We start from the raw sequence: 25,407 nt of genomic DNA on the forward strand, positions 1-25,407 counted from the left end.
ATGACAAACAAAAAAGTTTTATGTTCAAAAAAATTAAAAAGAGTGGAATATTTCCCACTCCTTAGCTTTGCGGTTCTTCTTTATAGTCACAGGATACACATTGGACTTGGACACCCTTTTTGAGTTTTTTCTCGACAAGGAGTCCCTCACATTTTGGACAGTTTCTAGGAAGCGGCTTATCCCATGATAGGAAATCGCACTCTGGGAAGCGGCTGCAGCCATAGAACAATCTCTTTTTCTTACTTTTTCTTTCAACGATTGTTCCCTCTTTACAAGTAGGACAGGTAACGCCGATTTCTTTAACAATCGGTTTTGTGTTCCGGCAGTCCGGGAAATTACTGCAAGCCATGAATTTGCCGTAGCGGCCCATTTTAAACACCATCGGACTGCCGCAATTTTCACAGTCTTCACCGGCAGGTTCGTCTTTGATTTCAACTTCCTGCATTTCCTTTTCCGCTTTTTTTAGGTGAACTTCAAAATCCTGATAGAATTCATCGATGATCTTTACCCAGGGTGTTTTTCCTTCTTCGACATTATCCAAATCTTGTTCCATTTTGGCGGTAAACTCCACATTCACAATCTCCGGAAAAAACTCGACCATTAATTCGTGGACAATTTCTCCAAGCTCCGTCGGAACAAAACGCTTATTGTCGAGTGCTACATAGCCCCGTTTTTGAATGGTATCGAGCGTTGGGGCATAGGTAGAAGGCCTGCCGATTCCAAGTTCCTCAAGCGTCTTTACAAGCCTTGCCTCCGTATACCGAGGCGGCGGCTGTGTGAAATGCTGTTTCGGCTCAACATCCTTCTGGAAAACTTCATCCCCTTCATTGAGGTCAGGAAGCATTTTGTTGGATTCCTCCACTTGATCATCCGTACCTTCAACATATAGCTTCATAAATCCGGGGAACTTTATTTTCGAACCAGTAGCCCGAAACACCGCATTGCCATTTTGTAAATCAACACTCATTGTATCCATTACAGCTTGGGCCATTTGACTGGCTAAGAATCGTTCCCAAATTAATTTATATAAACGCAGTTGATCTCTTGAAAGGAACTCCTTCAAACTGCTCGGATCTCTGAATGTGCTGGTCGGCCGAATCGCTTCATGCGCATCCTGAGCATTTGTCTGTTTCTTCTCTTTCCTTTGCTCTGTTTTTAGAAATTGCTCCCCATATTCAGCCTTGATATAATTAGCCGCTTCTTCCTGAGCTATTTCAGAAATCCTGGTGGAATCTGTTCTCATATAGGTAATCAAACCGACTGTCCCTTCTTTGCCAAGTTCGATTCCTTCGTACAGCTGCTGGGCCAGCATCATGGTCTTTTTGGCCCTAAAGTTTAATTTTCTGGCTGCTTCTTGCTGCAGGGAGGAGGTTATAAATGGCGGGGCAGGATTTCTGCGCCGCTCTTTTTTTGTTACGGCAATGACCGTGAACTTGTTTCCCTCCATTTGCTGCAGAATCTTTTGCACATCTTCTTCAGAGCTTACTTCTGTTTTATTCTGTCCTACAAGACTATGAAACGAAGCACTGAATTGATCTTTCCCCTTTAAAAATTCGCCGTCAATCGTCCAATATTCTTCTGGAATGAAGGCTTTAATTTCATTTTCCCGGTCAATAATCAATCTGACAGAAACCGATTGGACTCTTCCCGCACTTAACCCTTTTTTGACTTTTTTCCATAACAGCGGACTGATATTATAGCCCACCAGGCGGTCAAGAATTCTGCGGGCCTGCTGTGCATCCACCAAGTCTTTATTGATTGGCCGTGGATGTTTAAAGGATTCCTGGATGGCATCCTTGGTGATTTCATTAAATACTACCCGGCAGTCCGAGTTAATATCCACATCAAGGCTATGCGCCAAATGCCAAGCAATTGCTTCTCCTTCGCGATCGGGGTCGGCCGCCAGATAAATCTTTTTGGCTTTTTTGGCTGCTGTCTTTAATTCCTTTAAAACAGGGCCTTTCCCGCGTATCGTAATATATTTCGGTTCAAAACCGTTGTTAACATCAACCCCCGTTTGACTGCGCGGCAAATCTCTAACGTGTCCCATTGATGCTTTTACTTTATATTTTTTTCCTAAATATCGCTCAATCGTTTTCGCTTTTGCAGGCGATTCAACGATGACAAGAAACTCCGACATGTATGTTCCTCCTTAAGAGGGAAAGTGTGAAAGCGCCTCGAATCTGGCAAAAGCCTGCTTCTAAGATGCTCGATTTTTTTGAGAAGTTTTCTAAATTCTAGTTATGACAACTTTGCTTCAAGAAATACTTTCCAAAACTCCCATATCCCAAATTATTTATATAATACTTTCAATAGTATTGTCTCATTCTAGTTTTTGAACTTATGTTGGAAAATGTAATACATATTAGAAATTATTTCAACCTTTTTATCCTAACTTTTCTTCATTTATACAAAAAACCCTGCAAAAATTAAAAATTTATTCAATAAAATACAGTTTTATCTTATTTCCTCTAATATATCCCCGGCTTTTGTGACAAGTTTTGCTCCCTGCTGAATAAGTTCATTTGCCCCGATTGAATAGGGATTAAAAATGCTTCCAGGAAGCGAAAAAACGTCTCTGCCCTCATTAACGGCATAGTTGGCCGTTATTAATGAGCCGCTTTTCCTTTTTGCTTCTATAATAAATGTTCCCCGGGACATTCCACTAATGATTCGGTTTCGCGCTGGAAAATGCCATCTCTGCGGCTGTGTATCCGGGGGGTATTCGGACAGTACAAGCTGTGTTTTCATCATTTCCAATGCCAGATTCATATTTTCCTTTGGATAAATATGGTACAGGCCTCCGGCAATCACAGCAATCGTCTTTCCTCCATTTTTAATAGCGTATTCATGGGCGAGTGTATCAATACCTTTCGCTAAACCGCTGACAATTAGCAATCCATTATCAATTAATTCCGGGAAAATTAAACGGATGGCATTTTTTCCGTACTGGGTCGCTTGCCTAGAACCAACCACAGCTAATTTCGGCTCTTTCTCAAGCAGAGATAAGTCACCTTTGGCGAAGATTGCCCAAGGAGGCTGATAAATTTCTTTTAAATAACGGGGATACAGCGGGTCAAATACAGTGATGACGGAGATATCATTTGTTTTGTATTGGCGGATTTGATCATAAATGATTTCGGGATAAAAGGGTTCGGTTGCAGGGTATGCAGCAATGGCGGAGGCCGGAGGAGGGAACATGCTCAATTGATCTGTTTGTTGATAGGATTTTAGAGATTCAAGTCCCGGGTCTCTTTTTAATATTTGATAGATCGTATGCCACGATATATCAGGATAATGAAGCAAGGATATTAGTTTTTCAGTAAACTCATTCACTGTTAATTTCCTCCATTTTAAATTTTTTAAACAGAAATAGCCCCTCAAAGTATGAGGGACTATCTGTTGATCATGGTGTATTTTAGTGAGTCTTACACTTTTCGTATAAGCCTTGTTCTTTAAGTACTTCAATTAAAGTTTCACCCATTACGGAAGGTGTAGCAGCTACTTTCATGCCGCATTCGTTCATAACGCGGATTTTTTCATCAGCAGTACCTTTTCCGCCGGAAATAATCGCACCAGCATGGCCCATGCGCTTTCCAGGAGGTGCAGTACGTCCGCCGATGAAGCCGACAACAGGCTTAGTCATGTTTGCTTTAACCCACTCAGCCGCTTCCTCTTCTGCTGTTCCACCGATTTCACCAATCATGATAACCGCATATGTTTCAGGATCTTCATTAAATGCTTTTAATACATCGATGAAGTTTGTTCCGTTAACAGGGTCTCCGCCAATACCAACTGCAGTTGTCTGGCCAATACCTGCTTGAGTTAATTGATGAACAGCTTCATATGTTAAAGTACCAGAGCGGGAAACAACGCCAACATGTCCTTTAGTGTGAATGTAGCCAGGCATAATACCGATTTTACACTCATCAGCTGTAATAACTCCAGGGCAGTTTGGACCCACTAAGCGAGTCTTCTTGCCTTCCATGTAACGCTTAACTTTCACCATATCCAATACAGGAATATGCTCTGTAATACAAATAGCAAGATCTAGTTCAGCATCAACCGCTTCGATAATGGAATCTGCAGCAAATGGTGCTGGAACATAAATAACGGATGCATTTGCGCCTGTTGCTTCAACTGCCTCTTTCACAGTATTGAAAACAGGAACACCTTCCACCTCTTGGCCGCCTTTGCCTGGTGAAGTTCCGCCGACGATTTGTGTACCGTATTCAAGCATCTGCTTTGTATGGAAACGGGCAGTTCCGCCTGTAATACCTTGAACAATTACTTTTGTGTCTTTATTAATAAAAACGCTCACGTTAATTCCCCTTTCTCTTGATCCTATTTCACTAATGAAACGATTTTTTGTGCGCCGTCTGCCATGGATTCAGCAGCTGTGATATTAAGACCTGACTCAGATAGGATTTTCTTACCTAAGTCAACATTTGTTCCCTCTAAACGAACGACAAGCGGAATAGATAGGCCAACTTGTTTTGCTGCTTCTACTACTCCATCAGCAATGACATCACACTTCATGATACCGCCGAAGATATTAACAAAAATACCTTTTACGTTTGGATCGGAAAGGATAATTTTAAATGCTTCCGTAACCTTCTCAGCTGTTGCACCGCCGCCAACATCAAGGAAGTTTGCCGGTTCGCCGCCATAGTGCTTAACGATATCCATTGTAGCCATTGCCAGTCCGGCACCGTTAACCATACAGCCGATATTGCCGTCTAATGCGATATAGCTTAAGTCATACTTGGAAGCTTCGATTTCTTTTGGATCTTCTTCTTCAAGGTCACGATACTCTAAAACCTCATTTTGACGGTACAGTGCATTGGAATCGAAGTTTAATTTTGCATCTAATGCCATAACGTTACCATCGCCAGTTACAACTAACGGGTTGATTTCGGCAATTGAGCAATCTTTGTCAATATAAGCGTTGTAAAGGCCTGTCATAAACTTAACAGCTTTATTGACTAATTCCTTTGGAATATTGATATTAAATGCCAAACGACGTGCTTGGAATGGCATTAATCCAAGAACTGGATCAATTTCCTCTTTGAAAATTTTCTCAGGTGTATTAGCGGCAACTTCTTCGATTTCTGTTCCGCCCTCTTCAGAACCCATTAATACCACGCGGGAAGTAGCACGATCTAATACTAATCCAATGTAGTATTCTTTTTTAATGTCGCAGCCCTCTTCAATTAGGAGACGCTTAACTTCTTTACCTTCAGGTCCTGTTTGGTGTGTAACCAATGTTTTACCAAGAATTTCGCTGGCATATGTACGAACCTCATCAAGGTTTTTGGCAACCTTAACACCGCCGGCTTTTCCCCGTCCGCCTGCGTGGATTTGCGCTTTTACCACACATACTTGTGTGCCTAATTCTTTCGCTGCTTCAACTGCTTCTTCAACAGTGAAAGCCACTTTTCCATTCGGAACCGCTACCCCATATTTTCTGAGGATTTCTTTCCCCTGATACTCATGGATATTCATTTCCCATCCTCCTAATCAAACTGTTCAAAAAATTTGACTCCGTTTACATTTTATATAATGAAACAAACCTTGTCCACCATTATGCTATAAATAATATTTATATAAAAATCAAGGAAAATAATTAGTAATATAATGCAAAACTATTATTTTCCAAAAATAAAAACAGGCTTTATTCAGCCTGTTTTATTATAAATCACCTAAGCTAGATTTATGTACCCAACGAAAACGATAATTGATTTGTCAAAGTATCCTTGATAGGTGAGAAGCTCTTACGATGATAAGGAGTGATTCCATACTTGTTAATCGCAAGCAGGTGTTCCTTCGTTCCATAGCCTGCGTTTTCTTGAAAACCATATTGCGGAAACAGTTGGGAAATTTCTTTCATAAGGGAATCTCTTGCTGTTTTAGCCACAATAGATGCGGCTGCAATCGAAATACTTTTGGCGTCCCCTTTAATGATCGATTCTGTCAGGTAAGGAGTGTCAAGTTTCATGGCATCGATGAGCACTACATCCGGGTTTGTTCCTAGACCTGCAATAGCCGATTTCATTGCTTTTTTAGTTGCCTGATAGATATTGATTTCGTCTATTACTGGAGCATGAACCATGGCCACGCTGAATGCAAGCGCCTCTCTCCTAATGATTTCATCAAATTCAAGCCGTTTTTTTTCAGACAGCTTTTTCGAATCATCAATCCCTGGCAGGAAAAAATCCGTCGGCAAAATGACCGCTGCGGACACAACCGGACCAGCCAGCGGCCCCCTGCCTACTTCGTCCACACCAGCGATATACTGAAAGCCTTGACCGCGGTATTTACGCTCAAAAGTCGTCATTTCAAAAAATTTCTCCGCAAGGCCGTTTTCTTGGGCCCGCTGCTTCTTCCATCTCGCTAGGCAGGTTTGCACCCCTTTTCGCTCATCTCCTTCTAGACTAATTAGGAAAGGGTCGTTATCTGCTTTAATGTTATTCAGCTGTTCTTCAATTTCTGTAATCGACAAACGTTTCATTCTTATTCACCTTTTAGGTTAGCGTTAATAAAGCTCCCCATTAGGAGAGCTTTTCGTTATTCTTCATTTTCTGTTTGAAAATCCTTGGGCCTTTCGAATGATAGAGGACCAAACTTCTCGGAACGGGTTTCTCTGATCACCAATTCCGCCACTTTATCGTAGTCTACCATTCCTCCGCCCATCAGGCAGCCGCGAAGCTTGCCGATGTGGTCGAACTTAAGGACAACGTCATCCGGAATTTCGGTAAACTTATAGCGCTCCGTCAAGCGTTCGGGATATTCTCGCTCTAAAAAATCCAGTGTGTAAACGGTCAAGTCCTGCAGATTTAAGAGCGTATCCTTTATTGCCCCAGTGATCGCCAATTTCATGCCGACCTCTTGATCCTCAAACTTTGGCCATAATATTCCCGGAGTATCTAGAAGCTCCATTTCTTTGCCTACTTTTATCCACTGCTGGGATTTCGTCACACCCGGGGTATTGCCAGTTTTGGCGATATTTTTTTTCGCCAGGCGGTTAATGAGTGTTGATTTACCGGCATTGGGAATGCCGACAATCATGGCCCGGATCGCTCTCGGCTTTACTCCTTTTGCCCGCATGCGGTCAAATTTTTCTTTCAAAATTTCCTGGGCAGCATTGGCAATTTCCTTCATTCCTTCTCCTGCCTGGGAATTAATCGCCAGTGCCTTCACACCTTTTTTGGCAAAAAAGGCAATCCATTCCTTGGTAACATTCTTATCAGCCATATCCGCTTTATTCAATAACACCAAACGCGGTTTATGTTGAATGATTTCATCTATCATCGGATTTCTTGATGAGTATGGAATTCTGGCATCTACTAATTCAAAAATGATATCAACTAATTTTAATTTTTCCGTGACCTCTCTGCGAGCCTTAGCCATGTGACCGGGAAACCATTGAATCGTCAAAGCAGTCACCTCCTTTTACTATACACTCTGCAAAAATATTATTTATTTCACAGAAACTATATGGGCATCGTTTAGCGGCCAGTAGACGATGCTTGTCTTGCCAATGACTTTGCTCATTGGAACGGATCCGATATGACGGGAATCTTTGCTGAAGCGGCGGTTATCACCCATTACAAATAATTCCCCTTTTGGAACTGTAATTTGACCGACCGGTGTTTCTTCCAATGTGAAGGAGTCTGTTAATGGACCGTCCTCCACTTGTTTTTTATATTCATCCAAATATGGCTCTTTATACGCTTTGCCATTCACATATAAAGTATCATTCTTATATTCAATTCTATCTCCTGGAAGACCAATGACCCGTTTTATGTAATCTTTATGCTCAGGTGCATGAAAAACAATGATGTCGAATCGATGCGGTTCACCTATTTTATAACTCAACTTATTAACAATCATACGATCCTGATTTTTTAAAGTAGGCATCATTGATAAGCCGTCCACTACTATCGGTGCAAAGAGAAAATAGCGAATTACTGCTGCTAGGATGACAGCAATTAAAAGCGCTTTTGTCCATTCCCAAAATTCATTTTTCTTTTTTGCCATTCTTTTGTCCCCACCAATCCAGTAAAAAATGTCTTATAAAGCCTATTTTACATAACTTGCAACTAATTAACACGAGGGGATTAAAGTTTTTTATCAAATTTAATAATTTGTTAATAGATAAAAAAAGAGCTTGCAGAGCAAGCTCTCTTTTTCTTATTAGCGAATTTCTTTAATACGAGCTTTTTTACCGCGTAGTTCACGCAAGTAGTAAAGCTTAGCACGGCGAACTTTACCGCGGCGAATCACTTCAAGTTTCGCGATTTTTGGTGTGTGTACAGGGAATGTACGCTCAACGCCTACACCGTAAGAAATTTTACGAACTGTGAAAGTTTCGCTGATACCACCACCACGACGCTTAATCACAACACCTTCAAATAACTGAATACGCTCACGAGTACCCTCGACAACCTTAACGTGAACACGTACAGTGTCACCAGGACGGAACGCAGGAAGGTCAGAACGAAGTTGTTCCTTCGTGATTTCTTCTATTAATTTATGCATCGTTTTCAACTCCTTCCAACAGACGCTCATGCATACCAAGAATTTATCAATTGCAGCGGAACATCGTTATAAGACATTAAACTGAGAGACTCAGCTCAAGTCACAAGAAATATCATAACATAATCTTAAAGACCCTGCAATACTACTCGTATTCTTTTTTTACTTCTTCCAGCCACTTTTGTTGGTCTGGTGTTAGTTCTATTTTTTCAAATAGGTCAGGTCTTCTTAATAGAGTTCTTCTTAGGGTTTCTTTATTGCGCCATTCTTCAATTAACTTGTGATTGCCGGATAATAGTACATCCGGCACCTTCATGCCGCGGAAATCAGCAGGCCTTGTATAGTGAGGGTGTTCAAGCAGACCTGTACTAAACGAATCCTTAATATGGGATTCTTGATTGCCAAGCACCTCGGGGAGCAGACGGACAACACTATCAATCACAACCATGGCACCAAGCTCACCACCTGTTAAAACATAGTCGCCTATTGATATTTCATCGGTGACCAAATGCTCCCTGATCCTTTCATCATAGCCTTCATAATGACCGCAAATAAATATCAGATGTTCCTCACCGGCCAATTCTTCCGCTTTCCTTTGGCTGTAGCGCTCCCCTTGAGGGCAAAGCAAAATGATTCTTGGGCGGCTGGTGTTAGCCTGTTCTGTAAGAGAGGCAACCGCATCAAAAATCGGCTGCGGTTTTAAAACCATGCCAGCACCGCCTCCGTATGGATAATCATCCACTGTGGAATGCTTGTTATCGGAGAATTCACGGAAGTTAACGACATTGTATTGGACAGCTGACTTTTCCGCTGCTTTGCTTAAAATCGAACTCCCAAGTACCCCGGTAAACATCTCAGGAAAAAGGGTAAGAATGTCGATTTGCATCATGACAAAAGTCCTTCCATTGGTTCAATAAGGACAACCTTTTCCTTTACATCCACTTTCTTGACAACATCATGGATATACGGGATTAAAACCTCTTTTCCGTCTTTTCCTTTGACCACCCAAACATCGTTCGCACCCGGAGTAAGGATTTCAGTAATTTTTCCAATCTCTTCCCCATCTATAGTGGCTACGAGACAGCCGATAATTTCATGATAATAGAATTCATCTTCCTCTAGTTCACTTAGCTGTGACTCCGGAACCTTCAAAATTCCTTCACGAAACTTCTCCACCAGGTTAATATTTTCATACCCTTCAAAAACAAGCAAATCAAAGTTTTTATGGCTGCGGTGGCTTTTAACGGTTAATTCAAGCGGTGTGCTTGATGCCTTTTGAAATAAATATAATGTATTCCCCGGTTTATAGCGCTCTCCCGGAAAATCGGTTTTCGAAATGACGCGGACTTCTCCTTTTATACCATGGGTATTGACTATTTTACCAACATTGAACCATCTTTCCATATGTACTCACCTTCTAATTTCCTCAATGATACCATCTTTAATAATAATCTCAGGCTGTAAATCTTGGTCAATCCAAAGGTCCCCTGCTTTAACCTCAATGAGAGCCTGGACTTCCTTTTCCTTTAATTCACTGCCTATTGGTAGGATATGTAATTGTTCTATTTGAAAATCAAGTAATTTTATTTTTTCCCGTCTCATTTCAATTTCTTTTTCAAAGTGCTTTTTTAGTGTGCCCTGAGGGTAGTTTTTCGATTTTTCCAAGCGTTTTAATTCGAATTGAAGCTGGTCGCATTCTTTTTCAAACTGCCGTTTCCTTGCATGATACTTGTCAAAAAGCTGTTGTTTGCTTTTTTCGGTTAAGACTTGCTTCACCACAACGTGTTGAATAATTTGCATGTTTATTGCCCCCTTAAAAATTTGAACAACTAACAAAAAAGGGAGGACTTTAATCCCTCCCTTTCTTTCTTGATGCAAAAAGCTATTCACCAATTTCCAAGAAAATCTTCTTTTGTTGTGATGATCCTGCTGCGTAGACAACAGTCCTAATGGCCTTTGCAACACGCCCCTGCTTGCCAATTACCTTACCGATGTCCGTTTTATTGACGGTTAAGTGATAGGTGATTCGAGTATCATCTTCAATGGTTTCAACCCGAACTTCCTCAGGAAAATCAACAAGGGGCTTAACAATCGTTTCGATCAGTTCTTTCATCGCTTCTCCACGATTACTTGCTTAATTTTGCATTGTGGAATTTTTCCATAATGCCTTGTTTTGAGAACAAGTTACGTACTGTATCAGATGGCTTCGCGCCGTTTTGCAACCACTTAAGAGCTAGTTCTTCGTTGATTTGAACTAAAGCTGGTTCAGCAACTGGGTTGTAAGTTCCAACTGTTTCGATGAAACGTCCATCACGTGGTGAACGAGAATCTGCTACTACAATACGATAGAAAGGAGTTTTCTTAGCTCCCATACGCTTTAAACGAATTTTTACTGCCATTTTAAATAAGCACCTCCGAATAGTTTCACACAAGATAGTATAATACCAATTGTTTTTTTATTTGTAAAGTGTTTTTTCTTTACAGTTATTATTTCCAAATATTACAGAATTAAAACAGAATGCAAACATGAACTTAGACTGGTGTCCAGCTCCAGCGCCTAGGGGCTCGGGGTCATAAGCCAATCCGTCAAGAAGGCTCGTCTTATGCCTGTCGCCCCTGAACAAGGCGCTTCCGCATTTCGAATTAAAACGGCTTAAAAGGAAATTTAAATCCGCCTTTTTTCTTGGCTTTTTGCTGCATGCCAGTCATTTGCTTCATCATTTTCTTCATGTCCTCAAACTGTTTTAACAGACGGTTTACCTCGGCAACGGTACGTCCGCTTCCTGCGGCAATCCGGCGTTTGCGGCTTGAGTTCATGATTTCGGGGTGAAGCTTTTCTTGTTTAGTCATCGACCTGATAATGGCCTCAACATGGGCTATTTGCTTTTCATCGATTTGCAGATTGTTCAAACCTTTGATTTTATTAGCGCCAGGCATCATCTTTAACAGTTCGTCAAGCGGACCAAGTTGGCGGACCTGCCCTAACTGGTCGAGAAAATCATCAAGTGTAAACGACGCTGTCCGCATTTTCTGCTCAAGCTCTTTGGCTTTTTCTTCGTCGATATTGGCCTGTGCTTTTTCAATTAAGGTCAGCACATCACCCATGCCCAAAATTCGTGATGCCATTCGCTCCGGATGGAACGGTTCCAAGGCATCCATCTTTTCACCCATACCAATAAATTTAATTGGTGTCTGAGTGACGGACCGGATAGACAGAGCAGCACCGCCCCTTGTATCACCGTCAAGCTTTGTCAGCACGACCCCAGTCAGGCCAAGCTGTTCATTAAAGCTTTGTGCCACGTTGACAGCATCTTGACCTGTCATCGCATCGACAACTAGAAAGATTTCATCCGGCTTGGTCAGTTCCTTAATGTCCTTTAGTTCGTTCATTAAGGTCTCATCAACATGGAGCCGGCCGGCAGTATCGATCAGAACATAATCATGATGCTCCTCTTTGGCTTTGACGATAGCTTGTCTGGCAATCTCAACCGGACTTACCTTGTCACCAAGGGAGAAAACAGGCATGTTTAATTGCTTGCCTAGTGTTTCAAGCTGTTTGATTGCGGCTGGGCGATAAATATCGGCAGCAACGAGCATCGGCTGTTTGTTATACTTCTTCCGCAGCAAATTAGCCAGCTTCCCTGAGGTCGTTGTTTTACCAGCCCCCTGCAGACCGACCATCATGATAACGGTTGGCGGGCGATTTGACACAGCAATTTTGCTTTGCTCTCCGCCCATTAATTCCGTTAATTCTTCATTAACGATTTTAATGATTTGCTGTCCGGGAGTTAAGCTCTTTAGTACCTCTTGTCCAACGGCGCGTTCGCTTACCTTTTTAACAAAATCTTTGACGACCTTGAAGTTAACGTCCGCCTCAAGCAAGGCGAGACGCACTTCACGCATCATTTCTTTTACATCCGCTTCAGAGACTTTCCCTTTGCCGCGGATTTTTTGGATTGTATTTTGCAGTCGGTCGGCTAATCCTTCAAACGCCATTTATCCCAACTCCTAATCTAAATTCTCCAGCTCAGCGATTGTGGCTTGCATCGCCTGCTTGCTTGGCTGCTCTTCATCGAGCAGTTCTTTCAGAAGCTTGACGAGCCGGTTGCGTTCCTGAAATTTTTGAAATAATAATAGCTTTTCTTCGTACTCCTCGAGCATTGCCTCTGTCCGTTTGATATTATCATAAACGGCCTGACGGCTGACTTCGTATTCTTCGGCGATTTCACCGAGTGAGTAGTCGTCCAAATAATAGAGAGACATATAGCTTTGCTGCTTTGGCGTTAACAGCGAATGATAGAAGTCGTACAGGTAGTTCATTCGTGTCGTCTTTTCAAGCATGCTGCATCCCCCTTTTTGTAAAGCGAAAAGCCTTTACGAAGTAGTTTACATGGGCGAACAGTTAGTGTCAAGCAAAACATCTTTACAAAAAGAAAAGCGGAAGCGCCTCGAAAAGGCGCTGAAGCTGGACATTATTCTATTCAGACTTTTCAATCTGCTCCGCGAATAGTCCATAGACGTATTTTTCGGCGTCGAATTCTTGCAGGTCGTCCATTTTTTCTCCTAGTCCTACGAATTTAACGGGGATTTTCAATTCGTTGCGGATTGCTAGGACGATTCCGCCTTTAGCGGTTCCGTCGAGTTTGGACAGGACAATTCCGCTTACATTGGTGGCTTCTTTAAAGGTTTTTGCCTGAATGAGTGCGTTTTGGCCGGTTGTGGCATCAAGCACCAAGAGAACTTCGTGCGGCGCACCCGGGATTTCCCTTTCAATTACCCGCTTCACCTTTTCAAGCTCTTTCATCAGGTTTACTTTGTTTTGCAATCTGCCGGCTGTATCGCAGAGGAGAATATCAGCGTTTCTTGATTTTGCGGCCTGGATAGCATCATACATGACAGCTGCCGGATCTGAGCCCTCAGCCTGCTTAATGGTTTCGACTCCCACCCGGTCTCCCCAAACCTCAAGCTGATCAATCGCACCAGCACGGAAGGTGTCTCCAGCCGCTAATATCACTTTTTTTCCCTCGGAGTTAAACTTATAGGCAAGCTTGCCGATGGTTGTAGTTTTACCGACACCATTTACTCCGACGAATAGAATTACCGTCAGTCCATCCTTCTGTATATTTAATTGCGATGATTGTTCTTCCCCGGAATTATAAATATCGACCAGCTTTTCAGAGATGACACTTTGGACTTCAACAGGGTCCTGAATATTGCGACGCTTTACCTCCATTTTCAGCTCATCAATCAGCTCCATAACTGTATCAAAACCGACATCCGCCTGGATTAAGATTTCTTCAAGCTCTTCAAAGAATTCCTCGTCGACTTTCCGGTATCTTGCAATCAGGTCGGTGACCTTGCCGGAAAAGCTGTCCCTTGTTTTGGTGAGTCCTTCCTTAAATTTTTCTGTTACATTATCCGTCGACTTTGTAATCTTTTCTTTTAATTTTTTAAAAAAACTCATTTTCTCACTTCCTGACCTTATGATTCTACTAGTTCTTTTGTATCCTCCAAGCGGACGGATACAAGCTTTGATACGCCGGATTCCTGCATTGTCACCCCGTAAAGGACATCGGCGCCCTCCATTGTCCCTTTTCGATGAGTGATAACAATAAACTGGGTTTCCTTACTATAGCGTTTTAAATATTGACTGAAACGATGGACATTGGCCTCATCTAAAGCGGCTTCAACCTCATCAAGGATACAGAATGGAACAGGCCGTACCTTTAAAATCGAAAATAACAGAGCAATTGCCGTTAAGGCCCGCTCACCCCCAGACAATAAACCTAGATTTTGCAGTTTTTTACCAGGCGGCTGGGCAACGATTTCAACACCGGTATTCAAGAGATCTTCTGGCTCTGTTAAGATTAGGTCTGCGCGCCCACCGCCAAATAAAGCCCGGAAAACCGGTTCAAAATGTTCCCTGATTCCCTCAAAGGTTTGGCTGAACCGTTTCTTCATCTCTTCATCCATTTCTCCAATGACCTGGAATAGTGTATCCTTTGCTTCTTGAAGATCAGCCTTTTGTTCATTTAGAAATTCATAGCGTTCCGATACCCGTTCATATTCCTCAATCGCACCAAGATTAACATGGCCTAGCTCTTCAATGGCAAGCTTAATCAATTTCACCTTTTTGCGTGCTTCCTCGACCGATACAGTTAGTGGGAATTGCTCCTTGGCTCCCTCAAAGGATAATAAATACTCCTCTCTAAGGTGCGTCAGCCTGTTTTCAAGCTCTACATCGAAACGGTTCATTTTTACTTCCTCGTCCTTGATGGCGATGGTTAATCCTTTATGAACTCGTTTTAATTCCTTTGTTTCAAGCTCCAAATTCTCCAGGTCGCCTTGCAGCTCTAAGCGTTCCTGTCTCCTGGCCGCAATCAGCTTAAGCGTATTTTCTTTGTCCAGCTGCTTTCGTTTAGCGGCTTCCTCTAGCTGCTCCTCACCGGTTGAACTGTTGGTCATTTCCGCTGTCAGGAAATTCAAGTCCTCGGTGAAAATAGTCAGCTTTTGTTCGTTTTCAACGATATCCCGCTTCATTTGCTCGAGCCGTTCTTTTGCATGTAAAAACTGTTCATTTTTTGAGGCAAATTCAATCTTAAGTTCATTTATCTCAGTGGTGAGCGATTCTTTGGATGTTAAATCCTTTGTCTTTTGATTTGTCAGGATCAGGATTTTCTGATCCAGGTCAGCAATGGTCTTTTTAAATGTTTCGAGCGAGTCGGACACCTTCGTTTTTCTTATGAAAAGTTCCGAACGGTCTTTGGCTATTTGATTCTTTTCCAAATCATAAATGGCAAGTCGGTCATTAATATTCTTTTCTTCAAGCTCCGCTTCTCGTAAATCCCCTTTAATCGACTGTTCTGATAGTCTTAAATCTTCCCCGGATTTGCGTATTTCCTCAAGCGCAGCTTCTGAGGTCTGCACTTCCTCTTTCAGGGATTTAACGGTCTTCTCTAAACCGGCCGTTTTATCTTCCATGATGACCAGTTTTTCTTTTAAACCCTCTAGCTCTGTTTTTCGTGATAATAAAGATGAACTTTTTTGTTTGATGGCACCACCTGTCATCGAACCGCCAGGATTTACGACGTCCCCGTCTAGGGTTACCAGGCGTACCCGGTATTGCAGCATCTTAGCCAGTTCATTAGCTCCTTTTAGGTCCTTTGCGATGACCACATTACCAAGAAGATTATTCATGACCTCTGCATATTTCCCGTCAAAATGAACGAGGCTTACGGCTGTTCCAATTAAAGATGGATGGTTTTGTATTAAATTCAATTGTGCTACTGACAATGGCCGTCCTTTAATGACCGTTAACGGCAGGAAAGTGGCGCGGCCAAAGGAATTTTGTTTTAGGTATCCAATTGCCTTGCGGGCGTTTTCCTCAGTATCTACGACGATATGCTGTAGAGCCCCGCCGAAGGCTGTTTCAAGGGCTGTTTCATATTCCTTCGGAACAGTGACGAGTTCAGCAACGGCACCTTCAATGCCGGCAAGCTTTTTTCCACGCTCCTTAAGGATTTCCTTAACCCCTTGAAAAAAGCCTGCAAAGTCCTCTTCCATTTCTTCCAGCATTTCTTTTTTTGATTTTGCCTGCTGAAGCAGCTGATATGCTTGGTATAATGTTTTCTCCTGTTTTTGGTAATTGGCCCTGAGTGACTCCAGCTTTCGCTGCTGCTCGCGGAACGTTACGACCTGTGCTTCCAGCTTAGCCTGAACATCAACTAAAGAAGACTGAACCTGCTGCTTTTTAGTAAGGGCCGCCTCCCGTTCTAACAGGAATTTTTCATTTTCCGCATCAAGCCTCGTACTTTTATGATCCTGCTGCTCAAGCTGTTCGTTGATGTATTTCCACTCATTTTTTGCACCGGCCTGCTCATTTAACAGGTCGATATACTCACTCTTTAAGCTATCAATTTTCTCATCAAGATTTTCCGCAAACAAATGAAGCTTCTCTTGCTTTTCCTTCAGTTGGGCCTGCAATTCCTTAACCTGTTTCTCCAATGTGTTGAAAGTCTCAATTTGCAAGTCCCGGGCACCTGACAGCTCGGCGATACGATTCGTTAAATCAGTAATATTTTGCTTGAGCTGATCTTTATTTTGTGATGCGTTTTTCTTCCGTTCTTTCAGAACCTCTTTACGCCCTTCAAGCTTTTCAAGCTCTTCGCTAGCATGAAGGAGGACATTCTGAAGGTCGGTTATCGACTCATCCAACGCAGCAATTTGATCCCTTATTTCAACAATCTTTGCTTCTTTTAGCTGCAAATCCGAAGAAATCCCAAGTTCTTCGTGTTGATGCACATCAAGCTGTTTCGAAAGACTTTCCCACTTTTGATGGAGGTCTTCGATTTCATACACCGTCAACGAAACCTCGAATTTTTCAAGCTCTTCCTTTTTCTCCAAATAGTCTTTGGCCATGGATGCCTGAATTTTTAAAGGTTCTACCTGGCTTTCCAGCTCAAATAAAATGTCATGAACCCGATTGAGGTTCTCCTGGGTTTCTGAAAGCTTAAATTCTGCCTTTTTTTTGCGGTTTTTATATTTTAATACCCCGGCCGCTTCCTCAAAAATAGTCCTTCGGTCTTCAGCCTTGCTGTTTAAAATTTCTTCTACCTTTCCTTGGCTTATGATTGAGAAGGCTTCTCTGCCAAGGCCGGAATCCATGAATAAATCAATAATATCCTTAAGCCTGCAGTGCTGTTTATTAATATAAAAATCGCTATCCCCTGAGCGAGTCACCCTTCTCGTGACACTTACTTCGTTATAATCAATCGAGAGCCCCTGATCCTGATTATCTAATGTCAAGGTTACTTCGGCAAAATTGAGCGCTTTTCTCGTATCGCTGCCGGCAAAGATGATGTCCTCCATCTTGCTTCCCCTTAGTGATTTGGCCGATTGCTCCCCCAACACCCAGCGGATGGCATCAGTAATATTACTTTTGCCGCTCCCATTTGGACCAACCACTGCGGTAATGCCAGGGACAAACTCCACGCCAACTCGCTCCGCAAAGGATTTAAAGCCAATAATGTCCAACCGTTTTAAAAACATTCATTAATCCTCCTAAAATGCCCGGGGATTTCTCCTCAAAAACTTTTTTTGTTAATTCTGGGCTGACTCATTTTTTAACATTTGTAGTGCCATTTGAGCAGCATGCTGTTCTGCTTCCTTTTTCGACCTTCCTGTACCCACTCCCAGCTCATCGCCGTTTAAGGTCACTTTAGAGACAAACTCCTTATTATGGGCAGGGCCTTTTTCCTGAAGGACACAATATTCAATCATGCCCGATCCATCTCTTTGGATTAGCTCCTGCAATTGGCTTTTAAAATCCATCACATGAGAAAAAGCACCAGCATCAATTTTAGGAAAAACTACCTTTTCAAGAAACTGAATAACCACTTCGATTCCTTTATCCAAATAGAGAGCGCCGATGAACGCTTCAAACACATCGGCCAAAAGAGCAGGGCGCTCCCTGCCGCCGGTCATTTCTTCACCCTTGCCAAGCAAGATTAGTTTGCCAAAATGAAGTTCATTCGCAAATGCTACCAGGGATGGTTCACATACTATGGCTGCTCTAAGCTTGGTCAATTCTCCTTCGGTCATAGTCGGATATTTTTTAAAAAGGAATTGGGAGATCGTCAGTTCTAGCACAGCGTCTCCTAAAAATTCGAGCCTCTCATTATCTTCAAAAGGTTTTCTGCGATGCTCATTCACATATGATGAATGGGTGAAAGCCTGTTTTAGTAATTTTTCGTTTTCAAATATGACACCGATTGAATTTTGTAGTTCTTTAAATTGTTTTTCGTTTGCGCGATTGTTAATTTCCTTTTCCTTCCAGTTCTTGCGCATTAAATTCTCCACCTTGTTTCCAATTTGCATAGCCTAAGTTTAAGTAATTTACGTTTAAAACGCAAAGAAACTTGGCAATTGTTGTGCCAAGTTCTATATTACAGAATAAAGCTCCGTTTGAAAACGGAGCTTTAGAAATTATTCCAAGAAGATTACTTTTGGCTTTCTATGTAGGTCACAGCATCACCAACAGTGCTGATTTTTTCGGCATCTTCATCGGAAATTTCCATATCGAATTCATCTTCTAATTCCATCACTAGTTCAACAACGTCAAGGGAATCTGCTCCAAGGTCGTCTTTGAAAGACGCTTCAAGTTTAACTTGAGATTCGTCTACTCCTAAACGGTCAACGATGATCTTTGTTACACGCTCTAATACTTCTGCCATCACTTTCACCTCCCCTCAAGTATTATAGTTATTTTACTGGATGAATACAAATTATTTTTTGTCCAGCTTCAGCGCCACGGCGCTTCCGCTTTTCTATTTACATTACCATGCCGCCGTTGATATGCAGCGTTTGTCCAGTAATGTATGCAGAATCATCGGAAGCAAGAAATGCCGCGGCTTTGGCGATATCCTTCGGTTCGCCAAGTCTAGCTAACGGAATTTGTTTTAACATTTCCGCTTTTACATCCTCAGGCAGTTTATCGGTCATATCTGTTGTAATAAACCCTGGGGCGATCGCATTAACCGTAATATTGCGGGACGCCAGTTCCTTTGCGGTTGTTTTCGTTAAACCAATCACACCGGCTTTCGCTGCCACATAATTGGCCTGACCAGGATTTCCGCTTTCGCCGACAACAGAGGAAATATTAATGATTCTGCCAACCCGCTGTTTCATCATCTGTCTTGTAACAGCCTTTGTGACTAGGAAGACTCCCTTGAGATTAATATTGAGGACATCATCCCATTCTTCTTCCTTCATTCTCATTAATAAATTATCCCTTGTTATTCCAGCATTATTAACTAGGATGTCGAGCCTGCCAAATTGCTCAATAACCGCCTTGACCATTTCACTTACTTCTTCAGTATTTGAAACATTACATTTAATCGCGAAAGCTTCTTGGCCGAGCGCCTTAATCTCATCGACAACTTCATTTGCCTTAGCTTCACTTCCGGAAAAATTAACCGCTACATTTGCCCCCTGCCTTGCCAATTCAAGAGCAATTTCCCTGCCGATTCCCCTTGATGCACCGGTAACGAGAGCAGCTTTTCCTGCTAAACTCATAGCTTTTCCTCCTTCAATGCGTCGATTACAGCGAGTGAACTTTCCTCATCTGATACAGAAAAGATTTTCACCGTTTTATCGATTTTTTTGATCAAGCCGGAAAGAACCTTGCCCGGACCAATTTCAATAAAGGTATCGACACCTAATTCAATCATTTTTTGAACAGAGTCTTCCCATAAAACAGGTGAATACAGCTGTTCAATTAATTTATCCTTTATTTCAGCAGCGGAGGTAACCGGCTCAGCCGATACATTGGCAACTACAGGTACCTCGGCATCTTTCATATCGATTCCATCTAAAACTTCACGCAATTGTCCGGATGCAGGTTTCATCAGCGGTGAATGGAACGGACCACTCACTTCCAATGGCAGGACCCTCTTGGCACCTGCTTCTTTTGCTTTCGCTCCTGCATCTTCAATGCCTTTTTTGGATCCGGAAATGACAATCTGCCCTGGGCAATTTAAATTAGCTAGGGCCACCGGATTGCCCCCATTTGTCACTTCTTCGGTTACCGCAGCTAACTTAACCCGGTCAAGACCAAGAACTGCCGCCATGGAACCTTCCCCATTAGGCACGGCATTCTCCATGAACTCGCCTCTTTTTCTAACGGCATATACGCCTTCTTCAAAACTCATCACGCCTGCCGCTACAAGGGCTGTATACTCCCCTAAGCTGTGACCGGCGACAAAGTCTGGTTTAACCCCTGAATTTTGGAAGAACGATAAAACCGCCAAACTGGTTGTTAAAAGGGCTGGCTGTGTATTAATTGTCAGTGTCAAATCTTCTTTTGGCCCTTCAAAAATCAGCTGGCTCAAAGGGACTTTAAGAGATTCATCCGCCTTTTTAAAATAGGACATCACTTCAGGATATTTTTCTGCCAGATCTTTACCCATTCCAACTGTTTGGGAACCTTGCCCAGGAAACACAAAAGCTATTTTACTCAAAATAAGAATCCCCCTATCGTACTATAGTTTCGTTATTTGCTTCGACGGTTTGTTTAATTAAGCCGACTACATCGTTGGTAACCATTTCTCTTGTCTGGCGGATGGCACTAAAGACAGCCTGGGAATTTGATGAACCGTGTGCTTTAATAACCGGTGCCTTTAAACCAAATAACCCTGCCCCGCCATATTCTGAATAGTCCAGCTTACCTTTCAACTGCATTAAATTTGGTTTTAAAACGGCTGCTGCCAGCTTGCTTGTAAAGCTGCTCATTAGCGCTGTTTTCAACATCTTAAACATGGAAAGGGCCGTTCCCTCAATGGTTTTCAACACCATGTTACCTGTAAAACCATCCGTTATGACGACATCAGCAACGCCATCAAGCAGATCACGGGCCTCGACATTGCCAACAAAATTCAAATCGGTCTGTTTTAAAAGATCAAAGGCATGTCTTGTTAGTTCATTGCCCTTCTTCTCTTCTGTTCCGATATTTAAAAGTCCGACACGCGGACTCTCAATCCCTCTTACTTTTTTACTATAAATGGAGCCCATGATGGCATACTGCACCAGATGCTCCGGTTTGGCATCGGCATTAGCACCCACATCAAGCAATAAAAATCCTTCCCCACCTATGGTTGGCAGAGTTGGAGCTAAGGCCGGCCGGTCAATTCCATCAATTCTTCCGACCACAAAAAGTCCGGCAGCCATAAGCGCACCTGTATTCCCCGCGGACAAACAGGCATCTGCTGCACCATCGGCAACTTGTTGGGCTGCTAGAACCATAGAGGCCGTTTTTTTGCGGCGGACTGCTCTTACCGGTTCATCTGTACCGAGAATAACTTCTGTCGTATGTAAAACCGTAATCCGGTCATGTTTCTTTAATGTTTCGTTAATTTTATTTTCATCCCCAACAAGGGTAATATGTAAGTCTGGAAAGGTTTCTACCGCCTTCATGGCTCCCAAAACGATTTCCTTTGGGGCATTGTCTCCGCCCATTGCATCAATCGCAAGTTTCATATGTCTCATCCTTTAGTTGTTTTTCGAACGGTACATTTGAAAATCACCCGTAAAAACAAGTTCATTATTTACGAAGCTTGATACCTGGACCAACGTCCGACCAGTCACATCATCAATATTCATGACCCTTGCTTTGGCAATGACCCGTTCATTTAATCTTACGGAGCGCTTAAATTGGATGTTGGCTTTTGCTGTTAATGCTAATTCATCGTTAATGACCGCAACAGCAAGCGAATTTGCCTGGGCAAATAAGTGATGGCCCCGGGCAATTTGGTTTCGTTTAAAAACATGCTCCTCTTTTACATCAAAAATGGAGATGGCGCTCTGGTCTAGTTCCATATCAATAATTTCCCCGATTACCTCTTCAAGCGGCAGGGAACGAACCTCATCATCGAAGCGTTTTTCTGCGACTGTTTTAATTCTTTCGCGAAGTTCGGGTATCGATAATTCCAGGCGGTCTAAGCGAATCGTTTGGACACTTACCTGAAACTTTTCAGCAAGCTCTTCATCTGTTATAAATGGATTCTCTTGAATGGTTGAGCTAAGCAGCTGCTGTCGTTCTTTTTTGCTTCTTCTCATTTTTCACACCGTCCGAAAACTTATGACTAGGTACTAAGAGTAGTATAAAATTTAAAAAAGCAGATTGCAAGGATTAGTTTTCTCCTGCAGTCTGCTTTTTACTTATGAGATGTTGATTTACGCTCCACTAAGGAAAGCTCCTTTAGAATAATCATCGCAGGGACAGGCTGCTCTTTGCCTGTCCCGAGGGGCTCGCTTTCCGCGGGCGGTTCGGGGAGCCTCCTCGTCGCTGCGCTCCTGCGGGGTCTCCCCTGTCCCGTACTCCCGCAGGAGTCGAGCCCCTTCCGCTCCAATCAACCGGTTGCAATTTGTACTCAGCAAAAAATTAATCCAGCTTTTCTCCTTCAAGGACCCCAGAGTCTTCTAGCTGGCTTCTTAACAATTGATATTCTTCCGATTTCCAGAAGGTTTCTGATTGGATTAGGGTGGCGGCGTCGCTTCTGGCGGTTTCGAGGGCGCGGTAGTCATGAACCATATCAGCCACTTTAAATTCTGGCATGCCGCTTTGTTTTTTGCCAAAAAAGTCTCCCGGTCCCCTTAGCTCCAAATCTTTTTCACTTAATACAAAACCATCATTGGTTTCCGTCATGATCCGCATTCTTTCCTGGCCTGTCTCTGATTTTGGACTGGCCAGCAAAATGCAATAGGATTGATCACTTCCCCGGCCGACACGGCCACGAAGCTGGTGAAGCTGGGAGAGACCAAATCTTTCTGCATCATAAATAACCATTACTGTTGCATTGGGCACATTCACGCCAACCTCAACTACAGTTGTCGAGACGAGCACTTGAACCTCGTTTGCACTGAACGCCTTCATAACGGAATCCTTTTCTTCAGAGCTTAATCGCCCATGCATCAGCCCTGTTGTAAAGCGATTTTGAAAATAGCTGCTTAATGTTGCATGCACATCAATAGCATTTTGCACATCAAGCTTTTCCGATTCCTCAATTAATGGACAAATGACGTATGCCTGATGGCCCTTCCGTAATTCTTTTTCTACGAATGCCAATACCCGTTCAAGCATTTCTGGCTTGGCCCAATAGGTTTCAATTGTTTTCCTGCCAGCAGGCATTTCGTCAATGATGGATACATCCATCTCGCCAAAAACGGTAATGGCAAGCGTCCGGGGTATCGGGGTGGCAGTCATGAACAGCACATCAGGATTTTCTCCCTTTTCCCTTAGGATACGGCGCTGCTCCACACCGAAACGATGCTGCTCATCGGTAATAACAAAACCTAATTTCTTAAATGTTACCTCATCCTGAATTAGCGCATGTGTCCCTATTAAGATATCAATATTTCCCTCCGTAAGCTGCTCAAGGATTTCCCGGCGGCGCTTTCCTTTTATGGAACTTGTCAGCAATTCACATTTTATTCCAAAGGGTTCCAATAAGGTTTTCAATGATTCTGCATGCTGCTCGGCCAATATTTCCGTCGGTACCATCAGCGCCCCCTGATAGCCTGACGTTACACTTGCGTACAGACCAACCGCTGCCACCACCGTTTTTCCTGATCCAACATCTCCCTGCAGAAGGCGGTTCATTCGATAAGGCGACTTAAGGTCGGATAGTATTTCATTTACAACTCGTTTCTGGGCATTTGTTAATGGGAACGGCAGGCGGGCGATGAATTCCTTCAATTTCCCAAGGTCATAGTTTTGGCTGATTCCGGGTGAATGTTCACGCTCAAACTTCCGAAGTGCCTGCATTTTTAGCTGAAAGATTAGAAATTCCTCGTACACAAAGCGTCGTCTTGCCTGCTTGAGATCCTCCCCGCCGCCAGGAAAATGCATCGCTTTTATGGCATCTCTCCTGTTTAAAAGCCGATATTTTGTTATGAAGTAATCCGGCAGCGTTTCATCAATATACGCTCCAAATTGTTGAAAAGCTAAGTTAATAAATTTGCGCATGCCCTTTGTTGTCAGTCTTCCTTTAAGAGAATATACAGGTTCAAAATCTTTACCTTTCACATTTTCCCCTATCTGGAGTTCACTGGCAGTAATCGTCTGCCGATGGGCATCCCACTTTCCCGTAATTGTTAACGTTTCATTGATGGTGATTTTATTTTTTAAATAGGGCTGGTTAAAGAAAACGACTTTGATTAAGTATTGTCCTGCAAAAAAGCGGAAGGAGAGCTTTGACTTCTTCCTGCCATAATAGACAAGAGAAGGCTCACTTTGAACCTTCCCTTCGATCGTCACTTTCTCGTCATGTTGTACTTCCATCAAATCGCGAAGGCGGTAATCCTCATAACGATAGGGAAAATACTCCAGTAAATCATGAATGTTGAAAATGTTCATTTCTGAAAAAATTTCCGCCGTTTCGTCACCAATGCCCTTTATAACTGTTATTGGCTGGTTTAGATATGGATTCACTTTTCTGTAAGCGGCATTCCGAAAATTTTGGCCTGCAGCGCCCGGCCAGTTGGTGTTGCCGCTAACCCTCCCTGCGCTGTTTCTTTTAAGGCTGTTGGCATTGATTGGCCGATTCTATACATTGCGTCAATCACTTCATCGCATGGAATTCGGCTTTTGATTCCGGCAAGTGCCATATCTGCGGCTACCATGGCATTGGCTGCACCCATGGCATTTCGCTTTACACAAGGCACTTCCACAAGACCGGCAACCGGATCACAAACTAAGCCAAGCATATTTTTTAATGTGATGGCCATCGCTTCTGCACATTGTTCCGGAGTTCCTCCGGCCATTTCGACGATCGCCGCTGCGGCCATTCCTGCTGCCGATCCCACCTCGGCTTGGCAGCCCCCGGCAGCACCGGATATGGAGGCATTGTTTGCAACAACAAAGCCGAACGCTCCGGCGGTAAATAAAAACGAAATCATTTGCTCTCTTGTTGGGTGCAGCTTTTTCTTTACAGCAAACAACGTCCCTGGAACGACACCCGCTGATCCGGCAGTCGGTGTGGCACAAATCGTTCCCATCGCCGCATTTACTTCATTTGTTGCGACAGCCCGGCTGACGGCATCGAGAATCGTTTCACCGGATAAGAAATTGCCTTTTTCAATATATTTTTGCAATAGTACTGCATCTCCGCCTGTTAAGCCGGTAACGGAAGTAACTCCTTTCAATCCGCGCTCAACTGCTTCTTCCATCACTTTGAGGTTACGGTCCATAAAGCCGATTACTTCTTCCTTGGACCGTCCCGTTACGGTGACTTCCTGTTCAATCATGATTTCGGAAATTTTTTTATTCTGACTGTTGGCCAGTTCTACTAATTCTGCTACATTACGAAACATAAA

The 25,407-nt window shown here is 42.9% G+C and carries 25 protein-coding genes; all 25 read right to left on the bottom strand.

From position 1 onward, the window contains the following. Positions 1-61: 61 nt before the first annotated feature. The gene (topA, locus tag KHA99_RS05240) at positions 62-2,140 is read right to left on the bottom strand and encodes a type I DNA topoisomerase (RefSeq protein WP_213116341.1); all 2,079 of its coding nucleotides are present in this window, start codon (positions 2,138-2,140) and stop codon (positions 62-64) included. A 317-nt stretch (positions 2,141-2,457) separates the two neighbouring features. Beyond that, positions 2,458-3,336 carry a DNA-processing protein DprA gene (gene dprA / locus KHA99_RS05245; protein ID WP_213116342.1) on the bottom strand — a complete coding sequence of 293 codons (879 nt, stop codon included), beginning with the start codon at positions 3,334-3,336 and terminating at the stop codon, positions 2,458-2,460. Positions 3,337-3,418: 82 nt separating this feature from the next. After that, positions 3,419-4,321 carry a succinate--CoA ligase subunit alpha gene (gene sucD, locus KHA99_RS05250; protein WP_213116343.1) on the bottom strand — a complete coding sequence of 301 codons (903 nt, stop codon included), beginning with the start codon at positions 4,319-4,321 and terminating at the stop codon, positions 3,419-3,421. A gap of 23 nt (positions 4,322-4,344) precedes the next feature. Then, the gene (gene sucC, locus KHA99_RS05255) at positions 4,345-5,505 is read right to left on the bottom strand and encodes an ADP-forming succinate--CoA ligase subunit beta (RefSeq protein WP_213116344.1); all 1,161 of its coding nucleotides are present in this window, start codon (positions 5,503-5,505) and stop codon (positions 4,345-4,347) included. A gap of 208 nt (positions 5,506-5,713) precedes the next feature. Then, positions 5,714-6,511 carry a ribonuclease HII gene (rnhB, locus tag KHA99_RS05260; protein WP_213116345.1) on the bottom strand — a complete coding sequence of 266 codons (798 nt, stop codon included), beginning with the start codon at positions 6,509-6,511 and terminating at the stop codon, positions 5,714-5,716. Positions 6,512-6,567: 56 nt separating this feature from the next. Beyond that, positions 6,568-7,437, bottom strand: a complete 870-nt coding sequence (gene ylqF / locus KHA99_RS05265; RefSeq protein WP_213116346.1) for a ribosome biogenesis GTPase YlqF — start codon at positions 7,435-7,437, stop codon at positions 6,568-6,570. 42 nt (positions 7,438-7,479) lie between these two features. After that, positions 7,480-8,040 carry a signal peptidase I gene (gene lepB / locus KHA99_RS05270; RefSeq protein WP_213116347.1) on the bottom strand — a complete coding sequence of 187 codons (561 nt, stop codon included), beginning with the start codon at positions 8,038-8,040 and terminating at the stop codon, positions 7,480-7,482. Between the two features lie 156 nt (positions 8,041-8,196). Beyond that, positions 8,197-8,541 (bottom strand): 50S ribosomal protein L19, encoded by a 345-nt coding sequence (gene rplS / locus KHA99_RS05275; protein WP_213116348.1) that lies wholly within the window; start codon positions 8,539-8,541, stop codon positions 8,197-8,199. A gap of 142 nt (positions 8,542-8,683) precedes the next feature. Beyond that, the gene (gene trmD, locus KHA99_RS05280) at positions 8,684-9,424 is read right to left on the bottom strand and encodes a tRNA (guanosine(37)-N1)-methyltransferase TrmD (protein ID WP_213116914.1); all 741 of its coding nucleotides are present in this window, start codon (positions 9,422-9,424) and stop codon (positions 8,684-8,686) included. After that, the gene (rimM, locus tag KHA99_RS05285; RefSeq protein WP_213116349.1) at positions 9,424-9,942 is read right to left on the bottom strand and encodes a ribosome maturation factor RimM; all 519 of its coding nucleotides are present in this window, start codon (positions 9,940-9,942) and stop codon (positions 9,424-9,426) included. The genes trmD and rimM overlap by 1 nt, the downstream gene beginning before the upstream one ends. 6 nt (positions 9,943-9,948) lie before the next feature. After that, positions 9,949-10,338, bottom strand: a complete 390-nt coding sequence (locus KHA99_RS05290; RefSeq protein WP_213116350.1) for a YlqD family protein — start codon at positions 10,336-10,338, stop codon at positions 9,949-9,951. A gap of 82 nt (positions 10,339-10,420) precedes the next feature. Then, positions 10,421-10,651, bottom strand: a complete 231-nt coding sequence (locus KHA99_RS05295) for a KH domain-containing protein (RefSeq protein ID WP_213116351.1) — start codon at positions 10,649-10,651, stop codon at positions 10,421-10,423. A gap of 13 nt (positions 10,652-10,664) precedes the next feature. Then, positions 10,665-10,937: a 30S ribosomal protein S16 gene (gene rpsP, locus KHA99_RS05300; RefSeq protein ID WP_213116352.1), complete on the bottom strand. Its 273-nt coding sequence runs from the start codon at positions 10,935-10,937 to the stop codon at positions 10,665-10,667. Between the two features lie 244 nt (positions 10,938-11,181). Then, on the bottom strand, positions 11,182-12,534 hold the full coding sequence (gene ffh, locus KHA99_RS05305; RefSeq protein ID WP_213116353.1) for a signal recognition particle protein: 1,353 nt from the start codon (positions 12,532-12,534) through the stop codon (positions 11,182-11,184). 12 nt (positions 12,535-12,546) lie between these two features. Beyond that, positions 12,547-12,879, bottom strand: a complete 333-nt coding sequence (locus KHA99_RS05310; RefSeq protein WP_213116354.1) for a putative DNA-binding protein — start codon at positions 12,877-12,879, stop codon at positions 12,547-12,549. Between the two features lie 136 nt (positions 12,880-13,015). After that, positions 13,016-14,002, bottom strand: coding sequence for a signal recognition particle-docking protein FtsY (gene ftsY, locus KHA99_RS05315; RefSeq protein ID WP_213116355.1), 987 nt, complete (start codon positions 14,000-14,002; stop codon positions 13,016-13,018). 17 nt (positions 14,003-14,019) lie between these two features. Further along, positions 14,020-17,586: a chromosome segregation protein SMC gene (gene smc, locus KHA99_RS05320; RefSeq protein WP_213116356.1), complete on the bottom strand. Its 3,567-nt coding sequence runs from the start codon at positions 17,584-17,586 to the stop codon at positions 14,020-14,022. A 51-nt stretch (positions 17,587-17,637) separates the two neighbouring features. Further along, the gene (rnc, locus tag KHA99_RS05325; protein WP_213116357.1) at positions 17,638-18,384 is read right to left on the bottom strand and encodes a ribonuclease III; all 747 of its coding nucleotides are present in this window, start codon (positions 18,382-18,384) and stop codon (positions 17,638-17,640) included. Between the two features lie 152 nt (positions 18,385-18,536). Further along, positions 18,537-18,770 carry an acyl carrier protein gene (acpP, locus tag KHA99_RS05330; protein WP_213116358.1) on the bottom strand — a complete coding sequence of 78 codons (234 nt, stop codon included), beginning with the start codon at positions 18,768-18,770 and terminating at the stop codon, positions 18,537-18,539. 97 nt (positions 18,771-18,867) lie between these two features. Beyond that, a complete protein-coding gene (gene fabG / locus KHA99_RS05335) occupies positions 18,868-19,611 on the bottom strand; it encodes a 3-oxoacyl-[acyl-carrier-protein] reductase (RefSeq protein ID WP_213116359.1) in 744 nt (247 codons plus the stop codon). Next, positions 19,608-20,555: an ACP S-malonyltransferase gene (gene fabD / locus KHA99_RS05340; protein WP_213116360.1), complete on the bottom strand. Its 948-nt coding sequence runs from the start codon at positions 20,553-20,555 to the stop codon at positions 19,608-19,610. Before fabD ends, fabG begins: the two co-directional genes overlap by 4 nt. A 13-nt stretch (positions 20,556-20,568) precedes the next feature. Then, on the bottom strand, positions 20,569-21,570 hold the full coding sequence (plsX, locus tag KHA99_RS05345) for a phosphate acyltransferase PlsX (protein WP_213116361.1): 1,002 nt from the start codon (positions 21,568-21,570) through the stop codon (positions 20,569-20,571). 12 nt (positions 21,571-21,582) lie between these two features. Further along, positions 21,583-22,149 carry a transcription factor FapR gene (fapR, locus tag KHA99_RS05350; RefSeq protein WP_213116362.1) on the bottom strand — a complete coding sequence of 189 codons (567 nt, stop codon included), beginning with the start codon at positions 22,147-22,149 and terminating at the stop codon, positions 21,583-21,585. A gap of 325 nt (positions 22,150-22,474) precedes the next feature. Then, positions 22,475-24,523, bottom strand: a complete 2,049-nt coding sequence (gene recG / locus KHA99_RS05355; RefSeq protein WP_213116363.1) for an ATP-dependent DNA helicase RecG — start codon at positions 24,521-24,523, stop codon at positions 22,475-22,477. Next, entirely contained in the window at positions 24,520-25,404 is an 885-nt protein-coding gene (sdaAA, locus tag KHA99_RS05360; protein ID WP_213116364.1) for an L-serine ammonia-lyase, iron-sulfur-dependent, subunit alpha, read from the bottom strand. Before sdaAA ends, recG begins: the two co-directional genes overlap by 4 nt. Positions 25,405-25,407: the final 3 nt, after the last annotated feature.

Origin of the sequence: Neobacillus rhizophilus, assembly GCF_018343535.1 — a bacterium.
Classification (GTDB): domain Bacteria; phylum Bacillota; class Bacilli; order Bacillales; family Cytobacillaceae; genus Neobacillus; species Neobacillus rhizophilus.